Source organism: Rhodobacteraceae bacterium D3-12, from assembly GCA_025916135.1.
Lineage (GTDB): Bacteria > Pseudomonadota > Alphaproteobacteria > Rhodobacterales > Rhodobacteraceae > JAKGBX01.
This window is the reverse complement of record CP104793.1, coordinates 1574383-1593455: the sequence shown is the minus strand read 5'-3', so window position 1 is coordinate 1593455 and position 19073 is coordinate 1574383. Positions and strand designations below refer to the sequence as shown.

18 protein-coding genes, 2 tRNA genes and 3 pseudogenes are annotated in these 19073 nt (G+C 61.5%); 11 read left to right on the top strand and 12 right to left on the bottom strand.

Features of this window, described 5'->3' with window-relative positions:
• Positions 1–30 precede the first annotated feature (30 nt).
• From N4R57_07895 to N4R57_07885, 3 genes are read right to left on the bottom strand one after another with little or no spacing between them, the layout of a single operon-like run.
• Positions 31–234: a hypothetical protein gene (locus tag N4R57_07895; protein ID UYV39533.1), complete on the bottom strand. Its 204-nt coding sequence runs from the start codon at positions 232–234 to the stop codon at positions 31–33.
• A gap of 29 nt (positions 235–263) precedes the next feature.
• Positions 264–614 (bottom strand): LysR substrate-binding domain-containing protein, encoded by a 351-nt coding sequence (locus tag N4R57_07890; protein ID UYV38927.1) that lies wholly within the window; start codon positions 612–614, stop codon positions 264–266.
• Positions 615–622: 8 nt separating this feature from the next.
• The gene (locus tag N4R57_07885) at positions 623–925 is read right to left on the bottom strand and encodes a LysR family transcriptional regulator (GenBank protein ID UYV38926.1); all 303 of its coding nucleotides are present in this window, start codon (positions 923–925) and stop codon (positions 623–625) included.
• Positions 926–1009: 84 nt separating this feature from the next.
• On the opposite strand from N4R57_07885, the gene N4R57_07880 reads away from it, so the two are divergent.
• Genes N4R57_07880 through N4R57_07870 form a run of 3 tightly spaced genes read left to right on the top strand, consistent with a single transcriptional unit; the run spans position 1010 to position 4044 of the window.
• Positions 1010–2191 carry an MFS transporter gene (locus tag N4R57_07880; GenBank protein UYV38925.1) on the top strand — a complete coding sequence of 394 codons (1182 nt, stop codon included), beginning with the start codon at positions 1010–1012 and terminating at the stop codon, positions 2189–2191.
• A 60-nt stretch (positions 2192–2251) separates the two neighbouring features.
• The gene (locus N4R57_07875; protein UYV38924.1) at positions 2252–3223 is read left to right on the top strand and encodes a TIGR03571 family LLM class oxidoreductase; all 972 of its coding nucleotides are present in this window, start codon (positions 2252–2254) and stop codon (positions 3221–3223) included.
• Positions 3220–4044: an aldo/keto reductase gene (locus N4R57_07870; GenBank protein UYV38923.1), complete on the top strand. Its 825-nt coding sequence runs from the start codon at positions 3220–3222 to the stop codon at positions 4042–4044. Before N4R57_07875 ends, N4R57_07870 begins: the two co-directional genes overlap by 4 nt.
• A gap of 366 nt (positions 4045–4410) precedes the next feature.
• Here the strand turns inward: N4R57_07870 and N4R57_07865 are convergent, their stop codons facing one another.
• Positions 4411–4974, bottom strand: coding sequence for a peptidylprolyl isomerase (locus tag N4R57_07865; GenBank protein ID UYV38922.1), 564 nt, complete (start codon positions 4972–4974; stop codon positions 4411–4413).
• A complete protein-coding gene (locus N4R57_07860; protein ID UYV38921.1) occupies positions 4967–5473 on the bottom strand; it encodes a peptidylprolyl isomerase in 507 nt (168 codons plus the stop codon). The genes N4R57_07865 and N4R57_07860 overlap by 8 nt, the downstream gene beginning before the upstream one ends.
• 126 nt (positions 5474–5599) lie before the next feature.
• On the opposite strand from N4R57_07860, the gene N4R57_07855 reads away from it, so the two are divergent.
• A complete protein-coding gene (locus N4R57_07855) occupies positions 5600–6784 on the top strand; it encodes a phosphoglycerate kinase (GenBank protein ID UYV38920.1) in 1185 nt (394 codons plus the stop codon).
• A 390-nt stretch (positions 6785–7174) separates the two neighbouring features.
• Positions 7175–7822, top strand: a pseudogene (locus N4R57_07850) (SDR family NAD(P)-dependent oxidoreductase).
• A gap of 9 nt (positions 7823–7831) precedes the next feature.
• Here the strand turns inward: N4R57_07850 and N4R57_07845 are convergent.
• Positions 7832–8278, bottom strand: coding sequence for a PaaI family thioesterase (locus N4R57_07845; protein UYV38919.1), 447 nt, complete (start codon positions 8276–8278; stop codon positions 7832–7834).
• A pseudogene (locus N4R57_07840) lies at positions 8278–9899 on the bottom strand (acyl-CoA dehydrogenase family protein). Before N4R57_07840 ends, N4R57_07845 begins: the two are co-directional and overlap by 1 nt.
• A gap of 161 nt (positions 9900–10060) precedes the next feature.
• On the opposite strand from N4R57_07840, the gene N4R57_07835 reads away from it, so the two are divergent.
• Positions 10061–10372, top strand: a complete 312-nt coding sequence (locus N4R57_07835) for a septum formation initiator family protein (GenBank protein ID UYV38918.1) — start codon at positions 10061–10063, stop codon at positions 10370–10372.
• 15 nt (positions 10373–10387) lie between these two features.
• Here the strand turns inward: N4R57_07835 and N4R57_07830 are convergent, their stop codons facing one another.
• A complete protein-coding gene (locus N4R57_07830) occupies positions 10388–11212 on the bottom strand; it encodes a hypothetical protein (protein ID UYV38917.1) in 825 nt (274 codons plus the stop codon).
• Between the two features lie 161 nt (positions 11213–11373).
• On the opposite strand from N4R57_07830, the gene pdhA reads away from it, so the two are divergent.
• The 4 genes and pseudogenes from pdhA to N4R57_07810 all read left to right on the top strand — a co-directional run bounded on the left by pdhA (position 11374) and on the right by N4R57_07810 (position 15389).
• Positions 11374–12384, top strand: coding sequence for a pyruvate dehydrogenase (acetyl-transferring) E1 component subunit alpha (gene pdhA, locus N4R57_07825; GenBank protein UYV38916.1), 1011 nt, complete (start codon positions 11374–11376; stop codon positions 12382–12384).
• Between the two features lie 3 nt (positions 12385–12387).
• Positions 12388–13765 (top strand): annotated as a pseudogene (locus tag N4R57_07820) (pyruvate dehydrogenase complex E1 component subunit beta).
• 13 nt (positions 13766–13778) lie between these two features.
• A complete protein-coding gene (locus N4R57_07815; protein UYV38915.1) occupies positions 13779–15095 on the top strand; it encodes a pyruvate dehydrogenase complex dihydrolipoamide acetyltransferase in 1317 nt (438 codons plus the stop codon).
• A 129-nt stretch (positions 15096–15224) separates the two neighbouring features.
• Entirely contained in the window at positions 15225–15389 is a 165-nt protein-coding gene (locus N4R57_07810) for a hypothetical protein (protein ID UYV38914.1), read from the top strand.
• Between the two features lie 58 nt (positions 15390–15447).
• Here N4R57_07810 and N4R57_07805 read toward each other — a convergent pair whose 3' ends face one another.
• Complete coding sequence (locus N4R57_07805; GenBank protein ID UYV38913.1) at positions 15448–16323, bottom strand: glycosyltransferase family 2 protein; 876 nt, start codon at positions 16321–16323, stop codon at positions 15448–15450.
• Between the two features lie 348 nt (positions 16324–16671).
• Here N4R57_07805 and N4R57_07800 point away from each other — a divergent pair, with 348 nt between their 5' ends.
• Positions 16672–17250, top strand: coding sequence for a hypothetical protein (locus N4R57_07800; protein ID UYV38912.1), 579 nt, complete (start codon positions 16672–16674; stop codon positions 17248–17250).
• A gap of 141 nt (positions 17251–17391) precedes the next feature.
• Here N4R57_07800 and N4R57_07795 read toward each other — a convergent pair.
• The 3 genes from N4R57_07795 to N4R57_07785 form a co-directional block, all read right to left on the bottom strand.
• Positions 17392–17468 (bottom strand) — tRNA-Asp (locus N4R57_07795).
• Positions 17469–17566: 98 nt separating this feature from the next.
• Positions 17567–18466, bottom strand: coding sequence for a sulfotransferase domain-containing protein (locus tag N4R57_07790; protein UYV38911.1), 900 nt, complete (start codon positions 18464–18466; stop codon positions 17567–17569).
• Positions 18467–18610: 144 nt separating this feature from the next.
• A tRNA-Asp gene (locus N4R57_07785) sits at positions 18611–18687 on the bottom strand.
• Positions 18688–19073 lie beyond the last annotated feature (386 nt).

Here is a 19073-nt window from a genome sequence, read left to right as displayed (position 1 = left end):
TTATGCTTGCTGAAAGGGGCCTTGGAGAACTTAGCCGCCACTAATGTTCCCCAGCCAATCCAAAAAGACGCCCAGACGGCGCAATCCTGATACGCGGGTAAGGTAGAGCGCTGAGATATTCAAAGGTGCGGCGTCGAGTTGGCCGGGAAACAGCTCAATCAAACGCCCGGCTTGGATATCGTCTGCGATCATGAAATCGGAGAACCGCGCGATTCCCAGTCCGCCTAATACCATCTGGCGCACAGCCTCTCCATTACCCGCGGTCAGAGCGGGGGCACCGTCACGGGCGTGGACAGACCAGCAAAGCGCAATGTGTTGATATGATCTGGTGCCGCGAACCGAACTTGCTCCAGTTGTGAGAGGTCAGTTGGTGATTTTGGCCAGCCTTTGCGATCAAGATAGTCCGGCGCAGCCACCAATTTCCAATCCGTGCGCCCCAAAGGCCGGTGCAACATGTCGCTGTCGGGTAATTTTCCAAGCCTGATGGCAACATCCGCGTGGCTACCAATCAAGTCGACCAGCGTGTCGGTCATATCGATCGATAATTGGATGTCGGGGTATGTCGCGTGGAACTCGGCCAGGCGCGGCGCGAGAACATGCAGAACGTAAGGCACCGGTGCGTTTACGCGAAGCGGTCCTGCGGGGGCCTGTCCGCTGGTTGCGATCTCTTGCAGGGTTTCGCTGCGGTCCAGAATTCCGCGCGCCTCAACCAGAACAGCGGCACCTTCGGGGTGATTTCGACGGACCGCGTGGTCCGACGCAGCAGCGTAACTTTCAACTGTTCCTCCAACCGCGTGACTGACCGGCTGAGCGTAGAGGCCGATACTCCTCTGCGCCGCGCAGATTCAGCAAAGCCCCCATCATCGACGATCCCGACGAAGGCGGCCAAATCCCCCATGCGCAGCAATTCGTGCAGTTTATGCAATGATCCATTCCAAACTTGTCTGTTCTCGCAATAGATAGCGGCTGGCATATACGGCGTCGACATCAAATTTATTGGAGAACACCGATGCCCCTTGCCCTTTGGGCGCTGACCATCAGCGCTTTCGCCGTCGGAACGACCGAGTTCGTGATCGTCGGATTGCTTCCCACCATTGCCGCCGACCTCGGCGTCTCAACCCCCTCCGCAGGCCTGCTGGTCAGCCTTTATGCGCTTGGCGTAACCATTGGTGCGCCGGTTCTGACCGCACTGGCCGACCGCCTGCCGCGCAAAACACTGTTGCTGCTCTTGTTGGCGCTGTTCATCCTCGGCAACGGTTTTGCGGCCTTTGCACCGGACTACAACAGCCTCGTTGTTGCGCGCTTTATTACCGGTCTGGCCCACGGTGTGTTCTTTGCCATCGCCTCGACCATTGCCACAGACCTTGTGGAGCCAGAAAAAGAAAGCTCGGCCATTGCACTGGTATTCCTTGGCCTGACTGTCGCGCTGGTGACAGGTGTGCCTTTGGGGACGTTCATTGGCCAGAACTTCGGCTGGCAGTCGACTTTTCTTGGCGTTGTTGCGCTTGGCGTGATCGGCTTCATTGCCTCTGCTGTGCTGGTGCCGGCCAATCTGACCAAGACGGCCTCGGCAGGCCTCAAAGCGCAGTTGCAGGTGCTGACCTCGCCGCGCCTTATGTTGGTCTATATGATCACGGCTATCGGATATGGCGGCAATTTCATCGCCTTCACCTTCCTTGCGCCGATGCTGAACGAAGTTACAGGCCTTTCCGCAGGTGCTATCAGCCTTGTGATGCTGCTATATGGGGCGTCTGTTGCCGTAGGCAACATCGCGGGTGGTAAGCTTTCCGATCGTATCGGTGCCGTGCCCGCACTAACCTTCATCTTTGTAGGTCTGGCCGTATCGCTTGTTGCACTCGGCGCGTTCCTCACCAGCCCGATTGCGGCCATCGCGGTTGCGGCCTTCTGGGGCGGCTTTGCTTTCGCCAACGTGCCGCCGCTACAATCCTATGTTGTGCAAATTGCGCGTGAAGTCTCGCCCGGGGCAGTCGATGTGGCCTCGGGTCTGAACATCGGTGCATTCAATCTCGGCATTGCTGGCGGTGCATGGGCCGGTGGGCTGGTGGTCGAAGGCATTGGCCTCGCCGCAGCACCCTACATTGCTGCCGGAGTGGTGGTTGTCGGGATCGTCCTCGTGCGCATTTCAGGTCGCCTGAACGCAACCGTTTCACGCCCTGTGGCGGCGGAATAACAAATCGCCCCGCTGCGCATTAGCGCAGCAGGGCGAACCAATTGACCGGAGGTTCGTATCATGTCTGCCCTTGATCTGATTTACAAAGACCGGATGACCTTTGGCATCGAATTGCCACTGGACCGCGACTGGTCTGAAGCTGGCCAACGCCGTGCCCATATCGAGGGTCGTCCCTTTGGTGTGCCAGACACATCAAACCCCGCCAAGGGCGTGGAGCTGGCCGAAAGCCTTGGCTTTGATGCGGTCTGGCTGCGGGACGTGCCGGTTCATGATCCAAGCTTCGGGGATGCGGGGCAGGTCTTCGATCCGTTCCCCTATCTCGGCTTTCTTGCAAGTCGCACGCGGCGCATTGCGCTGGGCACCGCCGGTATCGTCCTGCCGCTGCGCGATCCGATCCTGCTGGCCAAGATGACGGCCAGCCTGCACCATCTGTCTGGCGGGAGGTTTATCCTTGGTATCGCCTCGGGCGACCGTCCGGTGGAATACCCGCTGATGGGGCTGGACTATGTAGCCCGCGGAGCCACCTTGCGCGATCGCGTTGACCAGATGCGCAACATCTGGGCAGGCAATGCACTGCAAGGGCCGCAAGGTCCAGTTACCGTGCGCCCCTATGTGCCGGAAGGCATCCCGATGGTCATGGCCGGAATGGGCCAGCAAAGCCTACAGTGGATCGCCCGCACATTGGACGGCTGGTTCACCTATCCCGGCCCCCCTGATCAGGCCGAACGCCGCCTGTCGATGTGGCGTCAGTCGCGCAACGATGCGGGCCTACCCTCCGCGCCGGTTCTGACCGCCATGCATCTGGACCTTGATCCTGATCCCGATGCGCCCTTCAGGCCAATCCAGTTCGGGGGATGTGTCGGGCGCAATGGGCTAATTTCTCATGTCAGCGCGCTGCACGCCGCAGGAGTCGCCCACATCGCCTTTAATCTGCGCCAGTCGCAGCGCGAAATCGAAGATGTTCTGGCTGAGCTGGCCAAGCACGTCATCCCTGAGTTCACTAAAGAATATACAATGGAGAAAGCAAAATGAGCACTGCCTTAATCGGACCCGCAAAAATTCCATCTATCGGCTTTGGCACCTTCCTGCTTGAGCAAAATACGGTCGCTGGCATGGTGAGTGCAGCACTTGCCGAAGGGTTCCGCCATATCGACACTGCGCAGGCCTATGAGAACGAAGAGCAAGTTGGCGAAGGTTTGCGCCGCGCGGATGTCCGTCGTGATGATGTGTTCCTCACCACTAAAATTCTGCCCGAGCACTTCGCGCCAGAAGCTTTTACTGCTGCGGCCGACGCGTCTTTGAAACGACTGGGGACGGACTATGTAGACCTGCTTTTGCTGCATTGGCCGTCAAAAGACGTGCCGATTGCAGATACTATTGGTGCGCTGAATGATCTGATTGCAGCGGGCAAGGTCCGCTATGGTGGCGTGTCGAATTTCACCATGGATATGGTCGATCAAGCGCAGGCGGCATTAAACACGCCATTGGCCGCGAACCAGATCGAACTGCATCCGCTGATCGACCAAACACGGATGATCGCTCACCTCGACAGCAAGAGGATACCGGTCGAGGCCTATTCGCCGCTGGCACAAGGCAAGGTCATGGAAAACGCCACACTGCGCGAGATTGCCGCCGCACACGATGCAAGCCCGGCCCAAATTGCTCTGGCTTGGATCCTCACACGCCCAATGAGCATTGCGTTACCCCGCACAGGCAACCCGAGCCGGCTTGCCGCCAATCTCCGTGCAACAGAAATCATGCTGAGCGCAGAGGAGATCGCTCGAATTGATACCCTTGGTAATGCCGAAGGGCGCTTGGTCAGTCCTGAAACGCTCGCGCCAGATTGGGATTGATATCCCCTTGGCCCTGCGTCTTAATCGCAGGGCCAATAAGTAAAATGTCCGCTTTCATTCCATGAACCTTACTGGTTTGCAGGTGCAGCTAAGGTCCGCTTCCCGCCCTACCTGCATGCGAACCAGCCGTGGATATGCGGCAGGCCAGAGGTCCGCTTCGTGCCCGTCGCAGCCATCGGCTTCCATCAAGCGAACGACAACTCCCTCCCTCTTATCGGCCATAAAAAACCTCCCCCGCAGCACCCTGCGGGGGAGGTTTCGCAACTACACGCTAATCGCGCAACGCCGTTTACTCAGCCCTGCAACACATCGAGCAAAGAGCGTGATCACAACGCCCCTCCCCGTCTTGCAAACCCGCGCCAAGGATCACTCCTTGATCGTGACCGTCTTCATCATATCCGGCTTGCCGGTGATCGCGCCGGTCTCCCTGTGGCCTTTCTTGATGGCGTCAACCACCTCCATGCCGTCGGTGACACGGCCCACGACGGTGTATTGACCGTTCAGGAAATGCCCCTCATCGAACATGATGAAAAACTGGCTGTTGGCGCTGTCCGGGCTGCTCGACCGGGCCATGCCGACGATCCCGCGATCAAACGGCACCTGTGAAAATTCCGCCGGAAGGTTCGGCTTGTCCGATTTCCCCGTGCCCGCGCGGCGCATGTCCATGCCCATCTTGCCGTATTGCACATCGCCGGTCTGGGCCATGAAGCCACCGATCACGCGGTGAAACACCACCCCGTCATAGGCACCCGATTTGGCCAAGGCACTGATCTGCTCCACATGCTTGGGCGCATATTCTTCCATCAGCTGAATGGTGATGGTGCCGTTTGCGCCCTCGCCCTCAACCTCGATCATCATATCGGCGGCCAGAACGGGGGCGCCAAACACGGCCCCCGCCAGCATGGCCGCTGCCAAGACAGATTTACGCATCAGCAGCCACCTTGACGCTGATCATCCGGTCAGGGTTCGCGGGCGGCTCGCCCTTGGTGATGGCGTCGACATGCTCCATCCCCTCAATGACCTGCCCGTAAACGGTGTACTGACCGTTCAGGAAATCATTGTCCTTGAAGTTGATGAAAAACTGGCTGTTGGCACTGTTCGGGTTTTGCGACCGCGCCGCACCAAGGCTCCCGCGGGCATGCGGCACCTTGGAAAACTCGGCCGGAAGGTCCGGCTTGTCCGACCCACCCGTGCCGGCGCGACCGGGGTTGTAGTCTTTTTCCATGTTGGCGTGCTGCACATCGCCGGTCTGGGCCATGAAGCCGTCAATCACGCGGTGAAACGCCACGTTGTCATAAGCCCCCTCACGGACCAGCTCTTTCATCCGCTCAACATGTTTGGGCGCCACATCGGGCAACAACGCGATGGTGACTGTGCCACCGGTCAGTTGCATCAGAATTGTGTTCTCGGGGTCTTTGATATCGGCCATCTCGGCACTCCTCATCTAAACAGGTTGCCTCTACCTATGACGCCTTGCCCCAAGGGACAAGCAGGCGGTTGACCTCTTGGCACCAGCCTGCCTAAAGAGGCTCGGCAAAAACACCGGAGGGGCACGATGGGCTGGACATCACTCGATAACATGGAACTCACAGGCAAACGAGTGCTGGTGCGGGTCGATATCAACGTGCCGGTCAGGGATGGAAGCGTCACCGACAGCACCCGGATCGAGCGTATCGCGCCAACCGTCAAAGACATCCTCAAAGCTGGCGGTCGCCCGATCCTGATCGCCCACTTCGGCCGCCCCAAGGGCAAAACCGTGCTCGACCTGTCGCTGCGCGTGACGCTTGAAGCGCTCGAACAGGCACTCGGCTGCTCTGTCGCCTTCGTCGAAACACTCGAAGCGGCGGAAAACCTCACCGCCGAAGCATTGGCCGCCGATGTGATGCTGCTCGAAAACATCCGCTTCCACCCGGGCGAAGAGGCCAACGACCCCGACTTTGCCGCCCGCCTCGCCGCGCTTGGCGATGTCTATGTCAACGATGCCTTCTCCTGTGCCCACCGCGCCCACGCCAGCACCGAAGGCCTCGCCCACCTGCTGCCCGCCTGCGCCGGTCGCCTGATGCAGGCCGAACTCGAAGCGCTACAAGCCGCCCTCGGCGCGCCGCAACGCCCGGTCATGGCCGTGGTCGGCGGCGCCAAAGTGTCGACCAAACTCGACCTGCTCGGCAATCTGGTCGAAAAAGTCGACCACTTGGTGATCGGCGGCGGCATGGCCAATACCTTCCTCGCCGCCCAAGGGATCGACGTCGGCAAATCGCTCTGCGAACACGACCTCGCCGACACGGCGCGCGAGATCATGGCCAAAGCCAAAACCACCGGCTGCAAAATCCTGCTGCCCTCCGACGTGGTCATTGCACGCGAGTTCAAAGCAGGTGCCGCGCATGAAACCGTCGCCGCCGATGCCTGCCCGCCGGACGCGATGATCCTCGACATCGGGCCAAACACCGTCAAAGACTTCGCCGCCCTGCTTGAAGACTGCAACACGCTGGTCTGGAACGGCCCGCTCGGCGCCTTCGAAATCGCGCCCTTCGACGCTGGCACTGTCAAAGCCGCGCAGCTGACCCGCATCGGCCTGCTCGCCAAGGACATCGTCGCCATCGCCGGCGGCGGAGACACGGTCGCGGCCCTCAAACACGCCGGCGTGGCGGATGACTTCACCTATATCTCGACCGCAGGCGGTGCGTTTCTGGAATGGATGGAAGGTAAAACCCTTCCCGGCGTCGCGGCACTGGAGCACTAACCCACCAGCGGGAACGCCCGCAGAAACATGCGCCTCCGGCGGGGATATTTGCGGTCAGATGAAGCCCGGGGACAACGCGCCCCTTCATCTGACTGGAAATATCCCGGGGGCGTGGGGGCTGGCCCCCACTTGAACCTGCGCGTGGGGGCTGGCCCCCACTTGAACCTGCGTGTGGGGGCTGGCCCCGACTTTAAGCTGAGGGAAGGGGCTGGCCGCGGCGGGTCTCCACAGGCATACTTCCCGTCAGAACGGAGTTTGAGATGAGCGGATACTGCCTTGTTACCGGCGCCACCGGCGGGATTGGAACCGAGCTTGCACGCGAGGCGGCGGGGGCGGGGTTTGACCTGATCCTGAGCGCGCGCAACCTCGACCGGTTGGAGGCGCCTCGCGCAAGAGTTGCGCGCGACTACTGCGCGCGAGGTTGTTGCGGTTCCCGCTGATCTCGCTCAGCCGGGCGCGGCGGCGGCGCTTTGGGACAAAGCCAGCGCCGGGCGCGACATCACCCTGTTGATCAACAACGCGGGGCTGGGAATTCACGGCCCATTTCAAGATCCGGCACTGGCCGGGGCGCAATCCAATGTGCTGGCCGTTAATATCGTGGCCGCGACCGAATTGATGCGCGCCGCGGCGAGCGATATGGCCGTCAAAGGGCGCGGGCGCATTCTCAATGTCGCCTCTTCCGCCGCCTTTATGCCGGGGCCCTGCATGGCCACCTATCACGCCTCCAAGGCCTTTCTCCTGTCGCTGAGCGAGGCCGCCGCGATTGACCTTGAAAACACCGGCGTCACCGTGACCGCGCTGTGCCCCGGCCCAACGGACACGGGGTTTTTCGACGCAGGCAACGCCAAGGGCGCCATGGCGCTCAAAGTCGCGCCCATGGCCGATCCGGCGGCGATTGCGCGCACCGGATTTCGCGCCACGATGGCGGGCAAGCGGCTGATCGTGCCGGGGCTGCTTTACAAGCTCATCACCTTTGGCATGCGCTTCACCCCGCGCTGGCTGGCGCTGCGCATTACGCGCAACTACTGGCGCAAGTAAGCTAGGCCTTCAGCCCTTCACATCCGTGCGCCCCTGAACGACCACCATCGTCGCGCTCAACCGCGCGATCTCGCGCGTGTTTTCGCCGTCAATCGCTCGCGCCACGGCTTCGGTGAACATCAACGTGCGCCCCGGCTTCACCACCCGCCCGTGAATGGTAAACATCTGCCCCCGCGCCGGTGCCATAAGCGAGGTTTTCAACTCTGCCGTCAGCACCCCGGCGTCCTCGGGCATCAGCGTCAGCGCCGCAAACCCTGCCGCCGTATCCAGCGCCGTGGTGATCACGCCTGCGTGCAAAAACCCATGCTGTTGGGTGAAATCGGGGTTAAACGGCAGCGACAGCCACATCTCTCCCGGCGCGACATCATCAAGCGTGATGCCCATCGAGCGCATCGCCGCCTGCCGCGCAAAGCCGTCGCGCGCCCGCGCCGCGTAATCGCCATAGGTCTGAAACATCATCCCAGCCTTTCCAGAATCGCGCCCGTGTCCACACCCGACACCGCGCCGTAGACCCGGCCGCGCCCGCCCCGTTGCAGGCGCGTCTCGGCATAGGCCTCACCCACCGCAGCCGGCGCAAAGCGCAACAAAACCGATGCCGTCAACAAGGTCGCAAGGCTCTCGACGAACCAACGCGCCTCGCCCTCTTCGGGCAAACGCGGCCAGCGCGCCTCATTTGCCACCAGCGCCGCGTCAAACGCCCGGCTGACCCCGGTTGCCTCGACCAACTCGGTGCGCAACGCCTCGCCCGCCGCTTCATCCCGGGCCAGGGCGCGCAACACGTCAAGACAGATCACGTTGCCCGATCCCTCCCAGATCGAATTCAGCGGCGTCTCGCGGAACAGCATCGGCAGCGGCGTGTCGTCGGTGTACCCAACCCCGCCAAGGCACTCCATCGCCTCGTAAACCACATTCGGGCAGAGCTTGTTGCCAAGGAATTTCGCCAAGGCCACGCCGATCCGCGAAAACGCGCGATCCCCCTCGCTCGCGCCATCAAACGCCCGCGCCAATCGAAACGCCAGCGCCGCCGCGCCCTCGAAATCAAGCGCAAGATCCGCCAGAACCGCGCGCATCATCGGCTGATCTATCAAGCGGCGCTGAAACGCGCTGCGCCCCTTGACCCACCACACCGCCTCGGCCAAGGCGCCGCGCATCAACCCCGCCGGCGCAATCGACGTCGACAGCCGCGTGTGATGCACCATCTCGATGATCGTTTTCACGCCCGCGCCTTCCGCGCCCAAGCGAAAGGCAATCGCGTCGTGGTATTCGATCTCAGAACTGGCGTTCGCGCGATTGCCCAGCTTGTATTTCAGCCGCATGAGGTGGATCGCATTGCGCTCGCCCTCAAGCCACCTTGGCACCAGAAAACACGTGAGCCCCCCGGCGCCTGTGCCAGCGTCAAAAACCCGTCCGACATCGGCGCCGAGCAGAACCACTTGTGCCCGCGCAGCCGATACGCCTCGCCCTCTGGCGTGGCCACCGTCGTGTTGGCCCGCACGTCCGAGCCGCCCTGCTTTTCCGTCATGGCCATGCCCAGCGTCACGCCGCGCTTGTCGCCCACCGGGGCACAGGCGCTGTCATAGTCCCGCGACACCAACTTCGGCCCCCAGACCGACGCCAACCCCGGATCAGCCGCCAACGCCGGCACCGCCGCATAGCTCATCACCAGCGGACAGGTCACCCCCGGCTCGATCTGGCTTGTCATGTAACACAGGGCGGCGTGCTGCGAATGCCCGCCCGGCGTGCCATCCCATGCGGCGGCGGACATCCCCGCGCCGATCCCGGCCCGCATCAATGCGTGATAACCGGGGTGAAAGCGCACCTCGTCCAACCGGCGCCCCGAGCGGTCAAAGCTCACCAATTCCGGCGGATGCCGGTTGGCCGCGCGCCCCGCCTCGCGCATCTCGGCGCCGCCCATCGTCGCGCCGTACTCGGCCAGCGGGCCGGGCGCGGCCGCCGACAAGGCCAGATGCTCGCGCAAAACCGGGTCGCTCGACCAAAGATCAAACCCCGCCCTCGGCTCTGGCTGGTTCTCAACCTCATGGGTTGGCAAATGGCTGCGTGCTTTGGATTGTGTCATTTTCGTCGCTCCCCCTGTAATCAGACCAAATTGTGAAAGGTTTAAAAAGGGGGATTCACATGGCGAATCACCTGTGGCATTAATTTCTTTACGTCACCCCCCTGTGACACTGAGGCAAACGAGGGCGAAAACGCCCCGCGACGAACGGAACGGCACGCCACATGAAACTGCAACTGGCACGAACCTATCGACCCGCATTGGGTGGCATGGTGTTTTTTGCTGTGGCGTTTGCCCTTGGGCTCTATTTTACCTTCGCGGCTGTCCAAGGCGACTATGGCCTCTTCCGCCGCGCCGAGATCAAAGCCGAAAGCGCCGAACTCGCCGCCCAACTCGCTCAACTCGACGCCGAAGTCGCGCGCATGGAAAACCTCACACAGCGGCTCTCGGACAGCTATCTTGACCTCGACCTGCTCGACCAACAGGCCCGCGATGTGCTGGGCCTCATTCGCGCCGACGAAATTGTCATCCGCTAAACCACCCCCCTTACGCTAGCGCTCGACGGGGCCAAGATCGTCGCCGCTCAACGCCCCGCCCCGGCGCGTGACCAACCCGCGCATAATCCCGGCACGCTCACGCCAGAACTCCAACGGCAGCAGCGGCGCAAATCCCGGATCGCTCAACAATTCCTCAACCGCAGGCGACAGACACCAAGCGCCAAGCCACTGCGCCAGCGCCTCGCGCTCTTTCGCCGGGACATAGCGCATGGCAAACATGTCCAACCGCCCCCGCCGCGCGGCATGCCCCAACCCGTTCAACATCTGCGCCATCGCCGTGCCGCCCACATCCGGCAGCGCGAATAACGCCTCCAGCGCCCCGGTGACCACCGCCGCCGGAACACCCCCGGCAGGCAACATCGCAAACAGATATTGCGGCGACAGCATGGCCTCCTCATCGCCCTGCGCCTCGGCCCAACCACAGGCCAACACCACAAGCCGCGCCCAGCGGTCATAGACCTGCGCCAGCGCCTCTGCCGGAAACCCGCCTGCCCGCCGGGCATCGCCAAATCGCAACAGCTCCGCACCGACGCCCACATCATCAACCTCGTCCTGCGCGGCGATCAATTCCATGTAGCGTGGCAAAAACACCGCCAGATCATCCAGATCACGCGGCACCCCATGCGCTGAATTGGAATAGTCGCGGATCAACGCCGCCGGCATCTCGCGCATCGGCGTTGCGATGATCTCGCGCCGGGCCTCCTCGGTCATGCACATCGGGCACAGGCACACCTCAAGCTGGCGCGACACCGACGCGCGCACCATTCCATAAGCCGCCGCAATCTGCTGGGCGAGTTCCCCATCAAACGGTGTTTTCATCATACCCCTGACACAACACAGGGGCATAACACCCCTTGTTTTCCTTTACCGCACCCGTGCGACACCCCGCCACTGACAATTACCCCTCGCATGACGCAACGGAATGTTGTATTTAATAGTTTAACGTTAAACCACTTTCTTCGACTGGGAGGGGCGACACTATGGCCGCTAAGAAAACCACCAAGAAATCAAATACTTCGGGTGATGAACTCAAAGCGCATTATCGCGATATGCTGCTCATCCGGCGATTCGAAGAAAAAGCAGGACAACTCTACGGCATGGGGCTGATCGGCGGGTTCTGCCACCTCTACATCGGTCAGGAAGCGGTCGTCGTCGGCCTCGAAGCCTGCGCCGAAGAGGGCGACAAACGCGTCACCTCCTACCGCGATCACGGCCATATGCTGGCCTGTGGCATGGACCCGAACGGCGTCATGGCCGAACTCACCGGGCGTGAGGGGGGCTATTCCAAGGGCAAAGGCGGCTCGATGCATATGTTCAGCAAAGAGAAGCATTTCTACGGTGGCCACGGCATTGTCGCCGCACAGGTGCCGCTCGGCGCGGGCCTCGCCTTTGCTGACAAGTATAACGACAACAAGCGCGTGACCTTCACCTATTTCGGCGATGGCGCTGCCAATCAGGGCCAGGTTTATGAAACCTTCAACATGGCCGCGCTTTGGGATCTGCCGGTGATCTTTGTGATCGAGAACAACAAATACGCCATGGGCACCTCGCAACAGCGCTCCACCTCCTCGCCCGACATCCACACCCGCGGCATTGCCTTTGGCATCCCCGGCGAAGCGGTTGACGGCATGGATGTGCTGGCGGTCAAGGCGGCGGGCGAAAAGGCGGTGGCGCATTGCCGCGCCGGCAAAGGCCCCTACATCCTCGAAGTCATGACCTACCGCTATCGCGGCCACTCGATGTCGGACCCGGCCAAATACCGCACCCGCGAAGAGGTGCAGAAAATCCGCGAGAAATCCGACTGTATCGAACATGTCCGCGAGATGCTTCTGGCCGGCAAACACGCCACCGAAGACGACCTCAAGGCGATCGACAAAGAGATCAAAAGCGTCGTCAACGACAGCGCCGAGTTCGCCAAAGAAAGCCCCGAGCCGCATCTTGATGTGCTTTGGACCGACATTTACGCAACCGAAATTCCGCAGGAGGCTTGATCCATGGCAACCGAAATTCTCATGCCCGCCCTCTCGCCCACAATGGAAGAAGGCACGCTCGCCAAATGGCTGGTCAAAGAAGGTGACACCGTCGCCTCTGGTGACATCATGGCCGAGATCGAAACCGACAAGGCCACGATGGAATTCGAAGCCGTTGACGAAGGCGTCATCGGCAAAATCCTCATCGAAGAAGGCAGTGAAAACGTCAAGGTGAACACCGCCATCGCCATCCTTCTGGAAGAGGGCGAAGACGCCTCCGCGATCGACAGCGCCAGCAGCGGTGCAGCCCCCGCCTCGGCCCCCGCGCCTGCGGCGGATGCTGCCCCGGCCTCATCGGCCCCCGCCGCTCCCGCCAAGATCGAATCCAAGCCGGTCGAACCCGACTGGCCCGAAGGCACCGAGGTCAAACAGCAAACCGTCCGCGAGGCCCTGCGCGATGGCATGTCCGAGGAAATGCGCCGCGACGACACCGTCTTTATCATGGGCGAGGAAGTCGCCGAATACCAAGGCGCCTACAAGATCAGCCAAGGGATGCTCGATGAATTCGGCCCCAAACGCGTGATCGACACGCCGATCACCGAACACGGATTTGCCGGGATCGGCGTCGGCGCGGCCTTTGGCGGGTTGAAGCCGATTGTCGAGTTTATGACCTTCAACTTCGCCATGCAGGCGATTGACCAGATCATCAACTCCGCCGCCAAGACGCTCTATATGTCCGGCGGCCAGATGGGCGCGCCCATGGTGTTCCGCGGCCCCAACGGTGCCGCCGCCCGCGTCGGTGCGCAGCACTCCCAAGACTACGCCGCGTGGTATGCGCAGGTGCCCGGCCTCAAGGTGGTCATGCCCTATTCGGCCTCCGACTATAAGGGCCTGATGAAAACCGCCATCCGTGACCCGAACCCGGTGATTTTCCTTGAAAACGAAATCCTCTATGGCCGTTCCTTCGACGTGCCTGTGATGGATGATTTCACCGTGCCCTTCGGCAAGGCCCGCATCTGGCGCGAGGGCTCAGACGTCACCATCGTCAGCTTCGGCATCGGCATGCAATACGCGCTCGAAGCCGCCGACAAGCTCGCCGAAGACGGCATCTCGGCCGAGGTCATCGACCTGCGCACCCTGCGCCCGCTCGATTACGACACGGTGCTCGCCAGCGTGATGAAAACCAACCGCTGCGTCACCGTCGAAGAGGGCTGGCCCGTCGCCTCCATCGGCAACCACCTCTCGGCCACGATCATGGAACGCGCGTTTGACTACCTCGACGCGCCGGTGATCAACTGCTGTGGCGGACGTGCCAATGCCCTATGCCGCCAACCTCGAAAAACACGCGCTTGTCACCACGGACGAGGTTATCGCCGCCGTGAAACAAGTGACCTATCGCTAAGGAGACCAAGGCCATGCCCACAGAAATCCTCATGCCCGCCCTCTCCCCCACGATGGAGGAAGGCACCCTCGCCAAATGGTTGGTCAAGGAAGGCGACACAGTGCAATCCGGCGACCTTCTGGCCGAGATCGAAACCGACAAGGCCACGATGGAATTCGAAGCGGTCGACGAAGGGGTGATCGGCAAGATCCTCGTTTCCGAAGGCTCTGAGAACGTCAAGGTCAACACCGTCATCGCCGTTCTGCTCGAAGACGGCGAAAGCGCTGATGACATTGGCGAGACAAGCAGCCCCGCCGCTGCCCCCGCCAGTAACAGCGCCTCTGACGACGAGGAAACAGCCGAGGCCGCACCGGCCCCCGCCAAATCCGACACGCCAGCCCCCGCAGCCCCGAAATCCGCCGATGGCACGCGCATCTTCGCCTCGCCACTGGCACGCCGCATCGCCGCCGACAAGGGCCTCGACCTGAGCCAGATCACCGGCTCCGGCCCCAAAGGCCGCATCGTCAAAGCCGACGTGGAAAGCGCCAAAGCAAGCGACGCTCCGGCGCCCGCCAAATCCACCGCGCCCACAGGACTGGCCCCCGCCGCCGCGCCCCAATCGGCCAGCGCCGATGCCGTGGCCAAGATGTATGGCGACCGCGAGTACGAAGAAATCCCCCTCGACGGCATGCGCAAAACCATCGCCGCTCGCCTGACCGAAGCCAAGCAAACCATCCCGCATTTCTACCTGCGCCGCGACATCAAGCTCGACGCGCTGCTGAAATTCCGCTCGCAGCTCAACAAACAGCTCGAGTCGCGCGGCGTGAAACTCTCGGTCAATGACTTCATCATCAAGGCCTCCGCGCTGGCCCTGCAAGAGGTGCCAGACGCCAACGCCGTCTGGGCCGGCGACCGGATGTTCAAACTCAAACCCTCGGATGTGGCCGTGGCCGTCGCCATCGACGGCGGGCTGTTCACACCGGTTCTGAAAGACGCCGAGATGAAGTCCCTCTCGGCCCTCTCCGCCGAGATGAAAGACCTCGCCACCCGTGCGCGCGACCGCAAACTCGCGCCGCATGAATACCAAGGCGGCAGCTTCGCGATCTCCAACTTGGGCATGTTCGGCATCGACAATTTCGACGCGGTCATCAACCCGCCCCACGGCGCAATCCTCGCCGTTGGCGCAGGCGTGAAAAAACCGATCGTCGGCGAAGACGGCGAATTGGCGATTGCCACGGTCATGTCCGTCACGCTCAGCGTCGATCACCGCGTCATCGACGGCGCATTGGGCGCGCGACTGTTGCAATCCATCGTCGATAACCTTGAAAATCCGATGCTGATGCTCGCCTGATTAACCAATGTAAATCAGCGCCTTACGCATCCTGATATCGAATAACAGCCCGCCACGCGCGGGCTGTTATTGTTTTGCACGGCCCCTGTCCCCCAAATCGGCTCAACCGATCACGCAAGGGACAGACACATGAAAACGCTCTTCATCACGCTCGCCACCTTCGGCGCATTGGGCTTTCTTGGCGCGGCCATGCTGCACCTCTCGCTCGACAGCCCGCCGCTCACCCGACAGCTCGGCTTTGCCCCCGACATCGCGGTCACACCGCTCGCCCCTGCCCCGGTCCGTCAGAACTAGCGCAACCGAAATCCGTCACGGATTTCGGCCTGTTTTTCGTCACGAAAAACCGCCCCCCTCAGAACACACCGTAAAACCGTTCGGGCAGCTCGAATTGCAAGCCGTATTCCGGCCGGTCGAACTCGAAAAACCCGGTGTCGCCGCGCTTGCCGAACGTGTCGCGCATCCGCGCGCGGTAAGGCTCCATGTCAAAGCCTTCGATGAAATCCAGCTCGGCAAATGCCTCGAACTCGGCGCGGTCCTCGCCCCGTGCCTCGGCAAACCAATGGCGCCCGATGGCGGTTTCCTTGACCCCGCCGCCGATCTCTTGGGTCACTGCATTGCGCCGGTTCATCGCCGCCACATATTCGGGGAAATCACAGAATTTCAGATGAAACAGGTATAAATCATCCGGCGCAAACAGCTTGCCATATTGCGTGTAATGCCCGCCCCGCGCGATCTTGGTGCCCACCGATACGACGCAGGGCTTGGAATAATGCGGCGCCAGCCGCACATGCCGCCGTGGCCCCAAAATCCGGCCCTCCACCGCCTCCGGCTCCACATCAATCCGGTGGATCACTTCCAATCCCAGCGGCGTCAAAACCCGCCGGATCGGCGCGTCCCAGAGATACTCCAGCAGGCTCTTGCCGCTGGCCGGATCAACCACCACCAATTCATCCACATCGCCGACAACCACATGGTCATAATACGACCTAAGCCCCATCACCACGTTGTTCAAAAACCGCCAGCGTTTCATGTCGAAATTCTTGTGCGGATCGCCCGGAATGCCGATGATATTGCACCCCGTGGCAAGGTCGGCCACCGCCTCGCCGCGCCCGTGGTTGACGATGTAACAATTCTCGCGGCCCAGCACCTCGCCATAGTGGTGCAACCATGCGCGCAGGAAAAACAAATCGTCGCGCACCATGGTGACCGCCGCTACTTTTGACTGCATCGCGTGCCCTGCCCTTTGTCTTGCCCGTGCCGCCCCGCATTCCCCCGGGGCTTTCGCGCCAACTTAACGGGTTTGCACCGCCCTGACATCCAAAAAACGGCTTTTGTCGCGCCTGTGTTTCGGGGCACAATGCTTCCACAACAAAAGGCAGTGTTATGACCGATCAGGCATTCTCAGACGCAATGGCCGCGCAGGGCTGGTATTTCCACCGCGCCAACGACGCCCCCCTGACCCAGTTTCAGGTGCTCGGCGAACGCGCCAGCGCCACCAATATGGTGCGCAAGGTGATCGAGAAAAACGTCGATATCTACCGCTCTGAAGGGCTGGGGTGGAAACACGGCCCCCCATATGGTGGCGATCCCGGATCAGGTGCTGACCATCATTGTGGTTCGCAATGCCGTCAATTGGGCGCTGTCGATGCACAAGCGCCCGTGGCACGCCCACCCCGATCTTCAGGCGCTTGAATTCTCCGATTTCATCCGTGCCGAATGGCGCGGCATCGTCGACCGCCCCAGTGATTTTGAGGAAATCCACCCCGAATTCGCCCCGATCATCGCCGGAGCCGAGCTGCAATATGATCGCCACCCGATCACCGGGAAACGCTTTGCCAACCTGTTCGATCTGCGCAATGTGAAAATGGCCGGGCATCTCGGCATGCTCAACCGCGATTGTAACGTATTGATCGTCAAGGCGGAATTGGTGCAGCTCGATCAAGTCGGCTTTGCCGCCTGGATGATTGAAACCCTTGATCTGCCGCTCAACGGGTTGCGGATCAAGCCGGTGACAAACCGCCTCGGCAATCGCTTCAACCGTTCAGTGCCGGTCGAAACCCCGTCCGAGCTTTCTGCCGATGACCACGCCTATATGATGCAAATGCTAGATCTCGACGCCGAAGCGGCGCTTGGCTATGACTACGCGCCTAGTTAACGAGCGTGTCTGACGGGCGTGTCTAAGGCGCGTGCCTGACGCGCTTGCCTGCGCCAACAGCACGTCCCACGACACAAACCGCACCCCGGCCACAAACTCCGGCCCCAAGCGAACCTGATACTGCAAACATATAAGGGAAAGTGGCGCGGTTGACGGGGCTCGAACCCGCGACCCCCGGCGTGACAGGCCGGTACTCTAACCAGCTGAGCTACAACCGCGCGTGAGGGGCTGGATAGTGCAGCCATCGCGTGGCGTCAATGGGGAAAAGTCGCGAAATACGGGGGAAATGCACGCAATCCAAATTCGCACCGCGCTTTCACCCGCCTGCCCCGCCCAAAGCCCCGTTTTCCAGCCATTCACGCGCCTCTGTGGGCAAGGCCTCCGCCATCACCGCGTCATAGGCCGCCACCTCCTCATCGCTCAAAATCGCGCGCCAACTGCCGTTTTTGCCGCCGTGAAAGAACCCCGCGTCGGATTTGAAAAACCCCTTGCCTCCCGACGGGCAAAACCGCTCGGCATTCTCTTTCATGTTGTCAAAAGTTGCCGCCGCGATCAGATCCTCCATCACCGCCGCGGAATGCGACACGCCCAACAGCTCGGCCACCCGCGCAAACGTGCCCGGCAAATCGCGCTTCATATCCGCGTAATGAAACAGCGACACGTTGCGCCGGTCGCTCTGCGCCTTGGCGGCTTTGTAATGGCGCAGGATATGCGCCAGCGGGGCGAAATCGCCGTCAAACCCCTCGGGTCCACCATCCAGAAACCGGCGGAACGCAATCCCATCGGTGTCATCCTCGGGATACCACGCATCAAACCACCCCATCGGAATGTTGCGCACATGGTTGCGAAACGAGATGTGAATATCCAGCGGATGACGCATCACGCACAGATACTGCGCCCGACCCCCCACCGGCAATCCGTCCAGCGGCGTGTGACTTTTCATCGACCGGCGATGGTGCATCGCCTCCAACCGGTCGCCCACCTCGTCCATATCGCGCATGCGAATATCGACCCATGGCATCTCAATCGACAAGTCCGGCGCGACCCACGGATCACCGGTCAGCAACAGCGCAACAATCGTCTGCATCCATGTGGTGCCGCTTTTCGGCGGGGTCACGACGATCACATCATCGGGCCGGATTTTCACTTTATCCCATCGCCGACTGTCCGTCAGCGGCCCAAGGTAGAGCTTTCGCGCCGTCATGTTCGCCGTCATGTTCGCGGCCTCCTCAATGTGGATAAGCCCAACAATGCGGCTCAGCGCGGCGAACACAACATAAAACTGCGCCGGTCCCCCCCACAGCCCCACAACGAAAAAAGCGCCCCCGTTGCCGGTGGGCGCTTTTATCTCGGGCAGCGGTGGCGCGGTTGACGGGGCTCGAACCCGCGACCCCCGGCGTGACAGGCCGGTACTCTAACCATCTGAGCTACAACCGCTCACTGCCGCATGCCGGGCAATGCCCGACGCGATGCGCCCGTATTTAGGCAAGGCCACGAGGCGGGTCAAGCACCCGTTCGCCACTTGGCCAAGAAAATCTGCACCCCGCACCCCACGCCTGTCGCGCGCCCCGCCCGTGACCAATAAGCCACGCCACCCCCTCTGCCCCATTTCCGCCACATTCTCGCCCCCTCCTCACCCGATTTCGCGCAAATCCTGCTGTCTTATCGAGTATCCATCGCGCCGCCCGACCCAAGAGGTCCCCAAAAAGAGCGCAAAAGATGTTGAGTGTGAAGGAGCAGACCAATGGCCAAGGCACAACCGCCCAAACCCGTCAAAGCCGCGCCCGTTAAACCCCGCAAAGAGGGCTCCCCCCGATCATCGG

Excerpts from the sequence above, each read along its gene's own strand:
- N4R57_07895 (UYV39533.1), bottom strand. The coding sequence starts at position 234 with ATGGTATTAGGCGGACTGGGAATCGCGCGGTTCTCCGATTTCATGATC.
- N4R57_07880 (UYV38925.1), top strand. The coding sequence starts at position 1,010 with ATGCCCCTTGCCCTTTGGGCGCTGACCATCAGCGCTTTCGCCGTCGGA.
- N4R57_07875 (UYV38924.1), top strand. The coding sequence starts at position 2,252 with ATGTCTGCCCTTGATCTGATTTACAAAGACCGGATGACCTTTGGCATC.
- N4R57_07870 (UYV38923.1), top strand. The coding sequence starts at position 3,220 with ATGAGCACTGCCTTAATCGGACCCGCAAAAATTCCATCTATCGGCTTT.
- N4R57_07865 (UYV38922.1), bottom strand. The coding sequence starts at position 4,974 with ATGCGTAAATCTGTCTTGGCAGCGGCCATGCTGGCGGGGGCCGTGTTT.
- N4R57_07860 (UYV38921.1), bottom strand. The coding sequence starts at position 5,473 with ATGGCCGATATCAAAGACCCCGAGAACACAATTCTGATGCAACTGACC.
- N4R57_07855 (UYV38920.1), top strand. The coding sequence starts at position 5,600 with ATGGGCTGGACATCACTCGATAACATGGAACTCACAGGCAAACGAGTG.
- N4R57_07845 (UYV38919.1), bottom strand. The coding sequence starts at position 8,278 with ATGTTTCAGACCTATGGCGATTACGCGGCGCGGGCGCGCGACGGCTTT.
- N4R57_07835 (UYV38918.1), top strand. The coding sequence starts at position 10,061 with ATGAAACTGCAACTGGCACGAACCTATCGACCCGCATTGGGTGGCATG.
- N4R57_07830 (UYV38917.1), bottom strand. The coding sequence starts at position 11,212 with ATGAAAACACCGTTTGATGGGGAACTCGCCCAGCAGATTGCGGCGGCT.
- pdhA (UYV38916.1), top strand. The coding sequence starts at position 11,374 with ATGGCCGCTAAGAAAACCACCAAGAAATCAAATACTTCGGGTGATGAA.
- N4R57_07815 (UYV38915.1), top strand. The coding sequence starts at position 13,779 with ATGCCCACAGAAATCCTCATGCCCGCCCTCTCCCCCACGATGGAGGAA.
- N4R57_07810 (UYV38914.1), top strand. The coding sequence starts at position 15,225 with ATGAAAACGCTCTTCATCACGCTCGCCACCTTCGGCGCATTGGGCTTT.
- N4R57_07805 (UYV38913.1), bottom strand. The coding sequence starts at position 16,323 with ATGCAGTCAAAAGTAGCGGCGGTCACCATGGTGCGCGACGATTTGTTT.
- N4R57_07800 (UYV38912.1), top strand. The coding sequence starts at position 16,672 with ATGGTGGCGATCCCGGATCAGGTGCTGACCATCATTGTGGTTCGCAAT.
- N4R57_07790 (UYV38911.1), bottom strand. The coding sequence starts at position 18,466 with ATGACGGCGAACATGACGGCGCGAAAGCTCTACCTTGGGCCGCTGACG.